This is a genomic window from Vicinamibacterales bacterium (assembly GCA_041659285.1).
Lineage (GTDB): Bacteria > Acidobacteriota > Vicinamibacteria > Vicinamibacterales > UBA2999 > 12-FULL-67-14b.
This window is the reverse complement of record JBAZYO010000002.1, coordinates 463,020-475,116: the sequence shown is the minus strand read 5'-3', so window position 1 is coordinate 475,116 and position 12,097 is coordinate 463,020. Positions and strand designations below refer to the sequence as shown.

Annotated in this window: 11 protein-coding genes and 1 tRNA gene; 6 read left to right on the top strand and 6 right to left on the bottom strand. The window is 67.3% G+C overall.

Translation table 11 applies throughout. From position 1 onward, the window contains the following. Positions 1–78 precede the first annotated feature (78 nt). The 5 genes from WC815_04640 to WC815_04620 all read left to right on the top strand — a co-directional run bounded on the left by WC815_04640 (position 79) and on the right by WC815_04620 (position 5,140). Entirely contained in the window at positions 79–1,791 is a 1,713-nt protein-coding gene (locus tag WC815_04640) for a hypothetical protein (GenBank protein MFA5908046.1), read from the top strand. Between the two features lie 89 nt (positions 1,792–1,880). Next, positions 1,881–2,090: a hypothetical protein gene (locus WC815_04635; protein ID MFA5908045.1), complete on the top strand. Its 210-nt coding sequence runs from the start codon at positions 1,881–1,883 to the stop codon at positions 2,088–2,090. Between the two features lie 42 nt (positions 2,091–2,132). Further along, positions 2,133–3,170 carry a DUF1028 domain-containing protein gene (locus WC815_04630; GenBank protein MFA5908044.1) on the top strand — a complete coding sequence of 346 codons (1,038 nt, stop codon included), beginning with the start codon at positions 2,133–2,135 and terminating at the stop codon, positions 3,168–3,170. Next, a complete protein-coding gene (locus WC815_04625; protein ID MFA5908043.1) occupies positions 3,167–4,000 on the top strand; it encodes a hypothetical protein in 834 nt (277 codons plus the stop codon). Before WC815_04630 ends, WC815_04625 begins: the two co-directional genes overlap by 4 nt. Before the next feature lie 66 nt (positions 4,001–4,066). Beyond that, positions 4,067–5,140, top strand: coding sequence for a peptidyl-alpha-hydroxyglycine alpha-amidating lyase family protein (locus WC815_04620; protein MFA5908042.1), 1,074 nt, complete (start codon positions 4,067–4,069; stop codon positions 5,138–5,140). 102 nt (positions 5,141–5,242) lie between these two features. On the opposite strand, the gene WC815_04615 is transcribed toward WC815_04620, so the two are convergent. The 6 genes from WC815_04615 to WC815_04590 all read right to left on the bottom strand — a co-directional run bounded on the left by WC815_04615 (position 5,243) and on the right by WC815_04590 (position 10,889). Further along, complete coding sequence (locus WC815_04615; GenBank protein MFA5908041.1) at positions 5,243–6,265, bottom strand: ATP-grasp domain-containing protein; 1,023 nt, start codon at positions 6,263–6,265, stop codon at positions 5,243–5,245. After that, positions 6,262–7,290: a hypothetical protein gene (locus tag WC815_04610; GenBank protein ID MFA5908040.1), complete on the bottom strand. Its 1,029-nt coding sequence runs from the start codon at positions 7,288–7,290 to the stop codon at positions 6,262–6,264. The genes WC815_04615 and WC815_04610 overlap by 4 nt, the downstream gene beginning before the upstream one ends. Before the next feature lie 64 nt (positions 7,291–7,354). Next, positions 7,355–7,431: transfer RNA gene (locus WC815_04605), tRNA-Arg, on the bottom strand. A 19-nt stretch (positions 7,432–7,450) separates the two neighbouring features. Then, entirely contained in the window at positions 7,451–8,083 is a 633-nt protein-coding gene (msrA, locus tag WC815_04600; GenBank protein ID MFA5908039.1) for a peptide-methionine (S)-S-oxide reductase MsrA, read from the bottom strand. Next, a complete protein-coding gene (locus WC815_04595) occupies positions 8,080–9,558 on the bottom strand; it encodes a tripartite tricarboxylate transporter permease (GenBank protein ID MFA5908038.1) in 1,479 nt (492 codons plus the stop codon). Before WC815_04595 ends, msrA begins: the two co-directional genes overlap by 4 nt. Beyond that, on the bottom strand, positions 9,558–10,889 hold the full coding sequence (locus tag WC815_04590; protein ID MFA5908037.1) for a tripartite tricarboxylate transporter substrate binding protein: 1,332 nt from the start codon (positions 10,887–10,889) through the stop codon (positions 9,558–9,560). The genes WC815_04595 and WC815_04590 overlap by 1 nt, the downstream gene beginning before the upstream one ends. Positions 10,890–10,941: 52 nt before the next feature. Between WC815_04590 and WC815_04585 the strand changes: the two genes are divergently transcribed. Then, positions 10,942–11,850, top strand: coding sequence for a PhzF family phenazine biosynthesis protein (locus WC815_04585; GenBank protein MFA5908036.1), 909 nt, complete (start codon positions 10,942–10,944; stop codon positions 11,848–11,850). The last annotated feature ends 247 nt before the right edge of the window (positions 11,851–12,097 follow it).

Below are 12,097 nucleotides of genomic sequence, written 5' to 3'. Positions count from 1 at the left end.
CACGCTCGAAGCACCTCTTGTCCGCTCCGTTGTCGCGGTCTGCCACGCGCGCAGGTCATCGCTGGTTGGGCCATTTCGGTGAAGACCGCATCGGAAGTCCGGCCGTTTCCGTACTTGCTGCTGCCCACATGGTGGGCGTCGCGCAATCGCGCGCGGCGGCGCGAGAAGGGCGACCTGCTGCGCGGCCTGATGTTCGGCGGCATCGCCGTGGCCGTGATCGGCGCGCTGTTCACCGGCTCGTTCTGGGTCACCTGGCAGGCCGCGGACTACACCGAACTGGGCGACTACCTGATTCGCATCGGCCTGTCGTGGCTGTTTCTCACCTTCCTGTCGTTCCTCGCGTTCAGCGCGGTGGTGACCTCGCTGTCCACCTTCTTCCTGTCGGAGGACCTGCGGCTGATCCTCGCGGCGCCGGTGGCGCCGCGGCGGCTGTTCCTGGCGCGATTCGCGCGGACGCTGGGGCAGTCGGGCTGGATGGTGGTGGTCTTCCTGGTGCCCGTGCTGGCCGGCATCGGCGCCGCCAAGTGCGCGCCGCTGTCGTTCATCCCCATCGCCATCCTGACCGTGGTGCCGTTCGTCGTGATTCCGGTCGGCGTCGGCGCCGCGGTCACGCTCCTGCTCGTCAACGTGTTTCAGGCCCAGCGCGCGCGCGACATCCTGATGTTCATGGGCCTGGTGTTCGCGACCAGCATCGTGCTGCTGCTCCGCTTCCTCCAGCCGGAACGCCTGCTGCGCGTCGAGTCGATGCCGGAAGTGACCGCGTTCTTCGCCACGCTCCAGTCGCCGATCACGCCGCTGCTGCCGTCGTTCTGGGCCGGGGAGGCGCTGTTTGCCGGCGTGCATGGCGGCCGCGACTGGTTGCACATTGCCGCGTTGTGGACGACCGCGGCGGCGGTGGTGGTGCTGGTGGGCGCGGCGTTCGAGCGCTGGCACTTCGCCGGGTTCAGCAAGTCGCAGGAGGCGCGCAAGGCGCGGTTCGCGCAGTGGCGGGTCGTCGATCGGCTGGCCGGGCTGCTGCCGCTGTCGCCGGTGCGGCGCCACCTGCTGGTGAAAGACCTGAAGGTGTTCTTGCGGGACGTGAGCCAGTGGTCGCAATTGCTGCTGCTGGTCGCCCTGATGCTCGTCTATCTCTACAACTTCAAGGTGCTCGACCTCGATCGCCTGCCGTACATGAGCGGCGTGGTCAAGAACCTCTATGCGTTCCTCAACCTGGCCATGGCGTCGTTCGTGATGTCAACGGTGGCCGTGCGGTTCGTGTTTCCGGCGGTGTCGGCCGAAGGCTCGGCGTTCTGGATCATCCGCTCGGCGCCGATTTCGCTGCGCGACTTCCTGTGGTCGAAGTTCTGGACCGGCCTGGTGCCGGTGCTGTTGCTGACCGAGGTTCTCATCGTTACCGGCAACGAGCTGCTGGGCGTGGACCCATTCCTGAAGCGGCTGTCGGCGGTGGCGATCGTGTTCATGGCGTTCGCGCTGGTGGGCCTCGCCACCGGGCTCGGCGCCCGCTACCCGCGCTTTGCCGCCGACAACCCCAGCCAGGTGGCCGGCTCCTACGGCGGCGTCGCCTTCATGATCGTGGCGGTGTTGTTCATCATCGTGATGATCGGGCTGCTCGGGTGGCCGTCGAGCGTCTACCTGTTCAGCCAGGTCCGCCAGCGGCCGCTCACCGACACGCAGCAGGTGCTGTTCTACCTTTGCTTCGCGTCGGCGGGGATCCTCAGCCTGGCGACGTGGCTGCTCGGCATGCGCACCGGCGTCCGCGCGCTCGAAGCGATGGACCGAACGCCGGCGTGAAGGACCGCGGTGCCCGCGCGCCGGCGGACACAACTGCACAGTCTGGCGCAACTCCAAGCGACTCGGTGGTTGCTGAGGCACAATAGGCCATGGCCAACTGTGCTCGATGCGGCGGTGAATTTATCGCGGGCGGCGCAGTGTATTCGCCGGTGCGCCTGACGTTCCGTCCCAGTGACTCGAAATTTCTGACCATGCAGACCGGCGACGTGATGACCAAGGCTTTGATGTGCCGCGACTGCGGCGCCGTCGAGATCATCGGCGACGTGGCCAAGTTGAAGCGGCTGCTCGGCGATCAGTAGGCCTCCCGCGGCGCCTCAATTGTTCGCTAGACTGTGGCCGCTATGACTCGACTATTCGTTGTCGCCTTGTTGGCCTCGGTGACCTTGCAGGCTCAAGATGCGCCGAAGCCCGCCACCGCCGGGGATCCCTGGTTCGGCACCTTCTCGATCATCGCCTTCGATCCGGCCACCAACGAGCTCGGCGTCGGGGTCCAGTCGCGCGCATTCGGGGCGGGCGCCGCGGTGCCGTACGCGAAACCCGGCGTCGGCGCCGTGGCCACCCAGGCGTCGGCGAATCGCCAGTACGGCCCCAAGGCCATTGCCCTGCTCGAGCAGGGCCTGTCGCCAGCGGAAGTCGTCAAGCGGATTACGGATGAGGATCCGGGACGTGATACCCGCCAGGTGGCGGTGATCGATACCAAGGGACGCTCGGCGGTCTACACCGGCAAGCGCGTGATCGATCGCAACTCGGACCCGAAGGACCTCGTGCACCTCGGCGGCTTCGCCGGCCATGCCGCCGGCCTCAACTTCTCCGCGCAAGGCAACACGCTGGCGAGTGAAGAGGTGGTGAAGGCGATGGCCGCGGCGTATCAGAACGGCAAGGGCTCGATGGCCGAACGCCTGATGGACGCGCTCGATGCCGGGCAGTCGAAGGGCGGCGATACGCGCGGCATGCAGTCCGCCGGGATCCTGGTGGTGCGGCCGTTGCCGCCCAATTCCGAATCCACCGTCGAGCGCATCGTCGACCTGCGCGTGGACGATGCGGAAGAGCCGTTCAAGGAGCTGCGCCGTCTGCTGAACATGACGCTCGGCGTGCCGAACCGCCTGACCGAGCGCTCCGCGCAGCTGGCCAAGGAAGGGAAGTTCGCCGACGCCATCTCCGAGCAGAAGAAGGCGCTTGCGATCAACCCGCGCAGCGAGCCGGCGATCTACGCGCTGGCGCAGCGCTACGCGCAAGCCGGCGACACCAGGCAGGCGCTCGACCAGCTGGCGCAGGCCATTCGCCGCCAGCCCAAACAGTGGAAGCCACAGGCCGCCGCGGACCCGCTGTTCGCTGCGCTGAAGGGACTGCCCGAATTTGCCCGCCTGATCGCGCAGTGAGACTCCGCCGGGCACTCGTGCCGTTCGTGATGGTCGCGTGGCTGGTGCCAGCGGCCGCGACGTTCGCGCAGACCGCGTCGGATGCGGAACTCGAGCGGGCGGCGACCGCCCGGGCGCAAGCGGTCGCCGTCGGCGGCGGACCGGGCGCGCTCACCGCCGAGATCGCCGACGAACTGGCCGACCTGGGCCGCTACGAAGACACCCGCCTGGTCGGCAAGTTCGGTCCCGCGCTCAAGAACTTCCCGCAAGAGGCCGCCGCCGCGTTCCGCCTGGTGGATTTCGAGGTCCAGTTCAACCTGCTGTTCTGGAACTGGGATCGCTTTCGATTCTCGGCGATGGGCCCCGTGATCAAGGCGCTCTATCAAAATCCACCGGATGAATCGGCGAAGCTGCGGGATATCGCCCTGCGCCGGTTGTTCGATCTGGCGCCGCAAGAGGCGCGGCCGTTGATGCTGTCGGAGCTGGGACGCAACGAGTTGCGCGTCTCAATGACGACGCTGTCGGCGCTGCCCGACGCCGCGTTCGCCGAGTTCGACGAGATCTGGCTGCGGGGGCTGCAGCAGGGGATTCTCGACGAGCGAATCGATGCCGCGGTCCGCCTCGAGCGGTTTGGCTCCGCGGCCATGGTCGGCCGCATCAGGCAGGCCTACGCCGCTGGCGGACGGTCGTGGTCGTGCGACGTGCGGGTGGCCACGCTCGGCTACCTGTTGAAGCACGATGCCGGCGCGACGCCGGCCCTGGTGAGAGACGCGGCCGGCGGCCCGCCGGGCGAGTCGTGCCGGGATGCCATCGAACAATCCTCGAAGCTGAGGCCGCTGCTGCCGAAATAGCGATAAAGTGTGTCGCACGCCCGGGGTTGCCGGGGCGGGTTAGACACTGTGTTCTGAGGGGGATAAATGAAACGCTGGCTCATTGCGCTGGTAATTGTGACGGGTTCGTCGTTTGCTGCCGCGCAGCAGCAGGCGGTGCCTGAGATTCCGTTCGATTCCGACATCAACTTCCTGAAGTTGCCGCCCGACATGCACCTGGGCGAGGTCTCGGGCGTGGCCGTCAATTCGAAGAAGCACATCTTCATCTACAACCGCGGCAACAGCGCCAGCGGCCCGGCCTACGCCGCGACGGCGTCGCAGTTGCTCGAGTTCGGGCCCGACGGCAAGTTCATCCGCGAGATCGGCAAGGGCCTCTACGCCTGGGCCTACGCCCACGTCGTCCGCGTCGACAAGGACGACAACATCTGGGCCATCGACAAGGGCTCTGACATGGTGGTCAAGTTCAACCCCGAAGGCCGGGTCGTGATGGTGTTCGGCCGCAAGAAGGAAGCGTCGGACCACGCCGAGCCGTGGACGCGCGTCACCCCGGTTCGCCCGCACGTCAACGGGCAGTTCCGCGAGCCGACCGACGTGGCGTGGGACACGCAGGGCAACATCTTCATCAGCGACGGCTATATCAACTCGCGCGTCGCCAAGTTCACCAAGGACGGTGACTGGGTGAAGTCGTGGGGCGAGCGCGGCACCAAGGAAGGCGAGTTCAACACGCCGCACAGTATCGCCAACGACGCCAAGGGCAACATCTACGTGGCCGACCGCGGTAACCGCCGCATCCAGGTGTTCGATCCCGACGGCAACCACCTGCGGACGATCACCATCGACGTGCCGGTGCCGGCGGGGACGCAGCCGTGGTTTGGCAACACGCCGACGCCGGAGGGCGCCACCGCCCAGAGCGGCGCGCCGTGGGCGATTTGCGTGTCGGGCGGGCCGACGCAGTATCTCTATTCCGCCGACGCGTTCCCCGGCCGCATCTACAAGCTGTCGCTCGACGGCAAGGTGCTGGGGATGCTCGGCAAGTCCGGGCACCAGCCCAAGCAGTTCGGCTGGATCCACGAGATTGCCTGCCCGTCGGAGAACGAGCTCTACGTGGGCGAGTTGCTCAACTGGCGCATGCAGAAGCTGACGCTGAAGCCGACGAAATAGGGATGATTGGGGTCAGGTCAAGAAAATCACAGTTTGGGATGATTGGGGTCAGACCCCAACTATCCCAAACTGTGATTTTCTTGACCTGACCCCAATTCGCCCTTACGCCATGCGCGACGGCTGCCACTGCAGCCCGAGGCCGATGATCCGCTCGATGAGCTTGGCATACGACACGCCCGCTCGCCGGGCCGACTCGGCGAAGTCTTCACCCTGCGCCAGCTGCGGATTCGGGTTGGCCTCAATCACGAACAAGTCGCCGTTGGCCTTCATGCGAAGGTCAACGCGCGCGTAGCCGCTGAGATCCAGCGCGCGGTAGACGCGCTTGGCGAGGTGCTGCACCTTCGCCGTGATGTCGTCCGGCAGCCCCGCCTCCGCCGTGTCGATGCCGTGCTTCTTCTGGTACTTGACGCTCCACTTCACCCGCTCGGTGGCGATGCGCCAGCTGTTCTCGGGCATCTTCGAGAACGACATCTCCCACACCGGGAGCACCTGCAGGCGATCGTTGCCGAGTACGCCGACGTAGAGCTCGCGGCCGTCGATGAATTCCTCGACGATGGCGGGGGTCATGATGGTGTCGTGGATGAACTGCACGCGCCTGTTCAGCTGCTCGTCGTTCTCGACCACCGACGCCTGTGAAATGCCCGTGGACGACTCGTAGGTCAGCGACTTGACGATCAGCGGGAAGTGGAGGCGCTTGGGCAACTTCGGCTTGCGGCCGAGCGGCACCACCAGGAAGTCGGGCACCGGGATGCGGTGATACGCCATCAGCTTCTTGGCCAGGCCCTTGTCGCGCGACAGCGTCAGGCCCCGCGGGTTGCAGCCGGTGTACGGCACCTTCAGCAACTCGAGGTAGCTCACCACGTTCTGGTCGAACACCACCACGTCGTCGAACGCCTCCATCAGGTTGAAGGTGATCGAGGGCTTGAAGTCTTCGATCGAGCTGCGGATCGGCGTGAGGTCGTCGTGCACGCCGATCACGCGCAGCTCGTGGCCGAGGGCGCGGAGCGTCTGGACGACGTCATACTCCATGCGCCACGACGCGGTGGACGCGACCTCCTTGTCGGGCGCCTCGTCTGGCGGTTCGAGGCCTTTGTGGACGAGGGTCAGAACGCGTTGAGGTTTCAAAGGGCCACCCGATGGCGTCCGCTGTGCAGGTAGTTCATCACCTGCACGGTCAGCAGCACCGTGAATTCCTGCCGCGCCTGTTCCTCAGGCACGGCGAGGCGAAGCTTGAGCTCGCGGCATCGGACAATGATGTCTTCGAACACCTTGTCGATGGTGTACTGGTAGATGCCGGTCCACTCGGCGACCATCTTGCGGACCGGCCCGCGGATGCGGGCGAGGAACTGCGGCGCGGTCATGTGGTGCGCGTGTTCCGGCGCGTCCGAGAACAGCCGCCGCAGGTCGCGATCGTAGAAGGTCGGGTGATCGACGCCGTAGTGCCGGCGCTTGCGGCGGTAATGAAAGCGGAGGCTGCGGTTCAGTTTGCGCAGCGGGTCCACTTCGTCGGTCCGCTCGAGCAGCGGCTGCCTGCCGACCAGCGACTTCATCAGCTCGTCCATGTACTCGAGCTTCTTGATGGCCGGCCAGCCCGTGTAGCGGGTCTTCCAGTTGGATTCAGGCGTCAGCCACACCGCGAAGGTCTCGGCGAAATCCTCGTCGGGGTGGCTCTGCGCGTACCACGGGTCCAGGTGCAGCACGAAGCTCTTGCTGTACGGCCGCGGCGCGTAGAACTCGGGGTACGGCTCCGACGAGCGGCCGAAGACCTTCCGGCGGGGGCGGCGGAGGCGGAGCTTGTAGGCGTTGTCGATGACGTGGCCGGCTTCGTGGCGCAGGATGCGCATGCACCAGTCGTGCTCGCCGCCTTCCACTTCGAGCATCTGGGATTTCTCGAGCCGTTCGAGGCGCGGATGCGCCAGGTAGAAGGGCACCGCCATCGAGGCCTGGCCGTCCGGTGTGAACCACTCGTCCGACAGGTAGAAGTGCAGGGGGAAGGTGAGGCCGCGGGCCTCGAGTTCGGCCTTGAGCTGGCCAATGCGCGATTCGACGACCGTGCCGTCGAGGCGGAGGGGGAGCGCCGCGAGGCGAAGGTTGAGAAGCTCTTCGTCCGGGAGTTCCGCCCAGTTGGGAGGGGCAGTCGTGCTGGGCATCGGCGCTCCCCAGAGTGTAGGCGAAAGCGGGGATCAGGGAGCAGGGATCAGAGGGCGAATCGAATGGTGCGCTCGGCAGGACTCGAACCTGCGACCCCCAGCTTCGAAGGCTGATGCTCTATCCAGTTGAGCTACGAGCGCACAAGACCCCTATTATGTCTCACGACTTCTTCAACTTGTCGCCGAAGGCCTTCTCGAGCTTCCTGACCTTGGGCATCGCCACCGCCGCCACGTAGGGCTGCGCCGGGTTCCGGGCGACGAAGTCCTGGTGGTAGGCCTCGGCCTCGAAGAACTCGATCAGGGGCTCGACGGTGGTCACGATCGGCTGCTCGAACACCTTCGCCTCTTCCAGTTGCTGGAGATAGGCCCTCGCCACTTGTTCCTGATTCACGCTGCCGTAGAAGATCGCGGACCGGTACTGCCGGCCCATGTCGTTGCCCTGGCGATTGAGCTGCGTCGGGTCGTGGGCAATGGCGAAGAACACCTTGAGCACCTGGCCGAACGAGATGCGGCTCGAGTCGTAGCGCACGCGGATCACCTCCGCGTGGTCGGTCATGCCGCTGCAGACGCTCTGGTAATCCGCGGTCGCGGCGGTGCCGCCGGCATAGCCGGACACGACGCTGATCACGCCATCGAGCTTGACGAACACCGCCTCGGTGCACCAGAAGCAGCCGCCGCCAAGGACGACGGTCTGCGGGGCGCCGGTGGTGTCGGGCGGAATGTCGACGGCCGGATCGGGGAACTGGTCGGCGGGGATGCCCATGCCGCCGCCGAATAGGTCGCTGAGCTTCATGCCTCGATTCTACCGGCCTTCCGGCGGATGGCGGTGAGCGCGATGATCGCCATGGCGGCGCCCAACAACACGGCCGACAGCGGCCGCGTCAGGAAGACCGACCAGTCGCCCTGGCTGATCGACAACGCCCGCCGCAGGTGCTGCTCCGCGGCCGGACCGAGAATCAACCCGATCATGACCGGCGCGACCGGGGCATCGACGTAACGCAGACCGAAGCCGATGATGCCGATGATCGCCACCAGCACCAGGTCGCCCGCGGAACGGTGCACGCTGTAGGCGCCGAGCGAGGCCATGACCAGGATGCCGCCGTACAACCACGGCCGCGGGATCGACAGCAGCTTCACCCACAGCCCGACGAGCGGCAGGTTGAGCACGAGCAGCATGGCGTTGCCAACGTAGAGGCTCGCGATCACGCCCCAGACCAGTGCCGGCTCGTGCGCGAAGAGCAGCGGACCCGGCTGCAGGCCGAACTGTTGAAACGCGGCGAGCAGCACCGCCGCGGTCGCCGAGGTCGGCAGCCCCAGCGTGAGGAGCGGCACGAGCGTGCCGGCGGCGGCGGCGTTGTTGGCGGCCTCGGGACCGGCCACCCCCTCGATGGCGCCGTGGCCGAACTCCCCGGGCCGCGCTGACAGCCGCTTCTCGATCGCGTATGACATCAGCGTGGGCAGCTCGGCGCCGCCTGCGGGCAGCGCGCCCATCGGAAAGCCGATCGCCGTGCCGCGCAGCCACGGCTTCCACGATCGCTGCCACTCGTTGCGCGTCATCCACAGCGAGCCGCGGACCGGCAGCACCTGATCCTCGCCGGGCCCGCGGCTGACCACCCACAGCGTTTCGCCGATGGCGAACAGGCCGATCGCCACAATCACCGGGTCGATCCCATCCAGCAGATACGGGATGCCGAAGGTGAACCGTGCCTGCCCGCTCAGGCCGTCGATGCCGATGCCGCCGAGCGCGAGGCCCAGCGTCAGGCTGACCCAGCCGGCCAGCCGCGACCCGCCCAGCACGCTGGTCACGGTCACGAACGCGAGCACCATCAGCGCGAAGTATTCCGCCGACCCAAAGGCCAGCGCCATCCGCACCATCAGCGGCGCCGTCATGCTCAGAGCGAGCGTCGCCAACGTGCCGGCGACGAACGAACCGATCGCCGCGGTGGCCAGCGCCGCGCCGGCGCGGCCGTTGCGCGCCATCTGGTGGCCGTCGAGCGCGGTCACGATGGTGGCGCTCTCGCCGGGCGTGTTCAGCAGGATGGACGTGGTCGATCCCCCGTACATCGCGCCGTAGTAGATACCGGCGAACATGATCAGGGCGGCCGTCGGATCGAGGCCGTAGGTCACCGGCAACAGCAACGCCACCGTGAGCGCCGGGCCAATGCCCGGCAGCACGCCCACCGCCGTGCCGAGCGTGACACCCGCCAGGCCCCACAGCAGGTTGATCGGTTGCAGCGCGACGGCGAACCCGGTCCAGAGTTCGCCCATTAGAGCAGCGGGAAGCGCGGCAGGGACACGCCGAGTCCCGCGCTGAACACGAAGTAGATGACCGTGGCGAACACGCCGCCGACGACCAGGTCCTTCACCATGGTCCCCACGGCGGGCCGCGCTCCACGCCATGACGCGGCGGTCACGGCGAACGTGATGGTGGAAGAGGCAACAAAGCCGGCGGTGATCATGACGAGGGGCTGCAACAGCAAGGCGAGCCCGAGCAGCGCCGTCATCGACCTGCCGGGCGCGGGACCAGTCTCGAGACGTGGCCGATTCCGGAGGCGACCCACCAGCATGCCCGCAGCCAGGACGACGAACATCGTGACCGTGACATTGGGCAGGGTCGTCGGCGTGACGGCCAGCGTGAATCGTGGCGGGCTGTCTCCGTTGGCGGTGGCCAGCCGCTGCAGCACGGCCGCGACGCGCGCCTGTTCGGCCAGCAGGAACTGCCGGAAGCCGGCGCCGGCCAGGAACAGGTCATCCCATCCGTTGGCGGCGATCGCCTGTTGCCACGCCGTGCTCTCCGCCATCTGTGTGATGCGCGCGGTCAGCGCATCGCGTTCCGCATCCGAGAGTCCAGGCGGAGCGACAATGGCGCGCCAGTTCGCCAGGTCCAGGGGCACGCCGGATTCGCGCAGCGTGGGCGCGTTGATGTCCGCGATGCGCTCGGCCGCGGAGATCGCCAGCGGCCGCAGGTGTCCTGCCGCGATCTGTCCCGCGAACTCTCCGTAGCCACTGACCGCCGCCGTGACCTGGCCGCCCAGCACCGCCGCGAGCGCCGCGCCGCCGCCGGGAAAGGCGATGTAGTTCACGCGTGAGGGGGGCAGGCCGAGTTGCTCGGCGAGCAACCGGACCAGCAGGTCATCGGTGCCGCCGGCGGACCCGCCGCCCCACGAGACCCCGCCGGGATCCTTGCGAAAGGCCGCGATCAATTGGGCGAGCGATTGATACGGGCTCGCCGCCGGCACGACAATCACCTCGGTCTCGCCGGTCAGCCGCGCAATCGGCGTGGCATCCGACAGCGACACCGGCGAGGCGTTGGTGATGACACCGCTGACCATCACGAGGCCGGTGACCAGCAGCGCGTCGGGATTGCCGCGCTCCGACTGCACGAACCGCGCCAGGCCGATGGTGCCGGCCGCGCCGGGGATGTTGTCCACCTGCACGCGCACGGCCGGTGCGATGTCCGCCAGCACCCGCTGCATGACGCGAGCGGTCTGATCCCACCCGCCGCCTGGCGCCGCGGGCGCGACGATGGTGAGTGTGCCTTGGCCGTGGACCGTGGCTGCAGCGAGAAGCAGGAGGACGACCAGGCCGCGGAGAAACACGCGGCATTGTAGCCGTTCCCGACCAGCAGTTCCCTCCCGGTAGAATCCAGTGATGCGCTACTTGCACTATGACGTTTTTACGGATCGCCTGTTCGAGGGGAACCAGCTCGCTGTGTTCCCGGACGCGCGCGGCCTCTCGGCCGCCCAAATGCAAACCATCACGCGCGAGATGAACTTCTCGGAGTGCACCTTCATCCTGCCGGCCGAAACGCCCGACACCGACATCCGGATGCGCATCTTCACGCCGGGTTCAGAGCTTCCCATGGCGGGCCATCCGACCATCGGCAGCACGTTCGCGCTGGCGCACGAAGGCGTGATTGCCGCCGGCCGCGACCACTGGGTGTTCGGACTCGGCGTCGGTCCGACCAGGGTGGAACTGACGTGGACCAACGGCGCGTTGTCGTTTGCCTGGATGGATCAGCGCCCGCCCGTCTACCGCGAGCCGGCGTCCTCGAGAGCCGACGTGATCCGCGCCGCCGGCGTTGATCCCGCCGCCGTCGATGCAACCGGCTTGCCGGTGGAGGAGATCTCCTGCGGCACGCAGTTCATCTTCGTGCCGGTGCAGACGCGGGGTGCGGTCGATGCCGCCGAACCGGATATGGCGGCCATGCGCCGGCTCAAGAGCGCGTTCCCGAGTTCACACATCGCCGTCTTCATCTTCAGCACCGAGCCGGTGGCCGCCGACGTCGCCGCCTACAGCCGGATGTTCGCGCCGTCACTCGGGGTGGCGGAGGATCCAGCCACCGGTGGCGCGAGCGGCCCGCTTGGTTCGTATCTGGTGAAGCACGGCCTGGTAAGCCGCGATCGCCGCCAGGACATGGTTAGCCTCCAGGGCGTGGCGATGGGCCGGCCCAGCCGCATTCACATGCGCATCACCGAAGACGCCGATGGTCAGATCACGCGCGTGCAGGTGGGCGGGAAAGCGGTGCGAGTTGGAGAAGGCACACTCGAACTCGAATAACCAGGGCCGCAGATGGCGCCGATGACGTCGATTCTGCCTGCGCGCGCACCAGCTGCGGCCCGACCGGCCGGCCATGGGCCGGCCGCAATGATGTACGACCGGCAGGAATGAACCGCTCTGTCGGTGCGCGGATGCGGCTCATTCCTGCCGGTCGTGCATCATTGCCTGACGCCGGGCGGAGCCCGGCGTTGGTCGGGCATGAATCTGCGTGAATCGGCGAAATCTGCGGCTGCTAAAGGCGGGCGCG

What these genes read in the sequence shown, in the direction of transcription:
- WC815_04585 (MFA5908036.1), top strand. Translation starts at nt 10,942, where the DNA reads ATGCGCTACTTGCACTATGACGTTTTTACGGATCGCCTGTTCGAGGGG.
- WC815_04630 (MFA5908044.1), top strand. Translation starts at nt 2,133, where the DNA reads ATGACTCGACTATTCGTTGTCGCCTTGTTGGCCTCGGTGACCTTGCAG.
- WC815_04595 (MFA5908038.1), bottom strand. Translation starts at nt 9,558, where the DNA reads ATGGGCGAACTCTGGACCGGGTTCGCCGTCGCGCTGCAACCGATCAAC.
- msrA (MFA5908039.1), bottom strand. Translation starts at nt 8,083, where the DNA reads ATGAAGCTCAGCGACCTATTCGGCGGCGGCATGGGCATCCCCGCCGAC.
- WC815_04620 (MFA5908042.1), top strand. Translation starts at nt 4,067, where the DNA reads ATGAAACGCTGGCTCATTGCGCTGGTAATTGTGACGGGTTCGTCGTTT.
- WC815_04610 (MFA5908040.1), bottom strand. Translation starts at nt 7,290, where the DNA reads ATGCCCAGCACGACTGCCCCTCCCAACTGGGCGGAACTCCCGGACGAA.
- WC815_04635 (MFA5908045.1), top strand. Translation starts at nt 1,881, where the DNA reads ATGGCCAACTGTGCTCGATGCGGCGGTGAATTTATCGCGGGCGGCGCA.